The sequence below is a fragment of the Companilactobacillus nuruki genome (assembly GCF_002872255.1).
GTDB classification, from domain to species: Bacteria; Bacillota; Bacilli; order Lactobacillales; family Lactobacillaceae; genus Companilactobacillus; species Companilactobacillus nuruki.
Genome location: NZ_NIPR01000037.1, coordinates 1 through 2,172 on the forward strand (window position 1 = coordinate 1; position 2,172 = coordinate 2,172).

The 2,172-nt window shown below is 46.2% G+C and carries 1 rRNA gene; it reads left to right on the plus strand.

Features of this window, described 5'->3' with window-relative positions:
• Positions 1–421: 421 nt before the first annotated feature.
• A 16S ribosomal RNA gene (locus tag CBP76_RS09295) occupies positions 422–1,988 on the plus strand.
• The last annotated feature ends 184 nt before the right edge of the window (positions 1,989–2,172 follow it).

The following is a 2,172-nucleotide window of genomic DNA, read 5'->3' on the forward strand; positions in this document are numbered from 1 at the left end:
ATAAAAAAGGGTTGCACATCGCTTTGCTAAGTGGTAATATATATCTTGTTGTTGCGACAGAGCAATGGCATCAACGCTTTCAAGCTTTATCGCTTGGCTGTTGATTCCAAATTATTTTAAAGAAATGCTTGACTTGATCTTGCATCTTCGGTAAGATAATTAAGTTGTCTGTTGAGATGACATCTAACAACTTATCTGTTTTATTGATAAGTTGTTAGAAAAATTATTTTAAAAAGTTCTTGACATCAACTTGTCTCCTTGATAAAATAATTAAGTCGCTGATGAGCGTAAGCGCTTAATCAGCTGGTAGACCTTTGAAAACTGAACAAAGTTTTAACACTATTTTGTGTAGGCCAACATTTTGTTGGTTTTACAACGAAGTCAATTCGCTAGTATAATTTTTTTATGAGTCACAAACTTTTAATATGAGAGTTTGATCCTGGCTCAGGACGAACGCTGGCGGCATGCCTAATACATGCAAGTCGAACGAACCAAACCATTGATTGGAGCTTGCTCCTTGATTTGGACCTTGGTGAGTGGCGGACGGGTGAGTAACACGTGGGTAACCTGCCCAAAAGTGGGGGATAACATCTGGAAACAGGTGCTAATACCGCATAACAACTACTTTCACATGATCGTAGCTTGAAAGATGGCTCTGCTATCGCTTTTGGATGGACCCGCGGCGTATTAGCTAGTTGGTGAGGTAACGGCTCACCAAGGCAATGATACGTAGCCGACCTGAGAGGGTAATCGGCCACATTGGGACTGAGACACGGCCCAAACTCCTACGGGAGGCAGCAGTAGGGAATCTTCCACAATGGGCGAAAGCCTGATGGAGCAATGCCGCGTGAGTGAAGAAGGTTTTCGGATCGTAAAACTCTGTTGTTGAAGAAGAACATGCGTGAGAGTAACTGTTCACGTACTGACGGTATTCAACCAGAAAGCCACGGCTAACTACGTGCCAGCAGCCGCGGTAATACGTAGGTGGCAAGCGTTGTCCGGATTTATTGGGCGTAAAGAGAATGTAGGCGGTTTATTAAGTTTGAAGTGAAAGCCCTCGGCTCAACCGAGGAAGTGCTTCGAAAACTGGTAAACTTGAGTGCAGAAGAGGAAAGTGGAACTCCATGTGTAGCGGTGGAATGCGTAGATATATGGAAGAACACCAGTGGCGAAGGCGGCTTTCTGGTCTGTAACTGACGCTGAGATTCGAAAGCATGGGTAGCAAACAGGATTAGATACCCTGGTAGTCCATGCCGTAAACGATGAGTGCTAAGTGTTGGAGGGTTTCCGCCCTTCAGTGCTGCAGCTAACGCATTAAGCACTCCGCCTGGGGAGTACGATCGCAAGATTGAAACTCAAAGGAATTGACGGGGGCCCGCACAAGCGGTGGAGCATGTGGTTTAATTCGAAGCAACGCGAAGAACCTTACCAGGTCTTGACATACCATGAAAAGCTTAGAGATAAGTCTTTCCCTTCGGGGACATGGATACAGGTGGTGCATGGTTGTCGTCAGCTCGTGTCGTGAGATGTTGGGTTAAGTCCCGCAACGAGCGCAACCCTTATTATCAGTTGCCAGCATTTAGTTGGGCACTCTGGTGAGACTGCCGGTGACAAACCGGAGGAAGGTGGGGACGACGTCAAATCATCATGCCCCTTATGACCTGGGCTACACACGTGCTACAATGGTCGGTACAACGTGCTGCGAACTCGCGAGGGTAAGCAAATCACTTAAAACCGATCTCAGTTCGGATTGTAGGCTGCAACTCGCCTACATGAAGCTGGAATCGCTAGTAATCGCGGATCAGCATGCCGCGGTGAATACGTTCCCGGGCCTTGTACACACCGCCCGTCACACCATGAGAGTTTGTAACACCCAAAGCCGGTGGGGTAACCCTTCGGGGAGCTAGCCGTCTAAGGTGGGACAAATGATTAGGGTGAAGTCGTAACAAGGTAGCCGTAGGAGAACCTGCGGCTGGATCACCTCCTTTCTAAGGATATGATGCGTAAGCATCAACGGAATACACAAATAGTTAAAACTTTGTTTAGTTTTGAGGGGTCTACCCTCAAACTCGTACCTTGAAAACTGGATATTAAGAATTAATGAATTAATTGAAACACCGAAAACTGCGCGATAAAAGTGGATGTATTTCCATATTTTGTCAAGTTTTAACG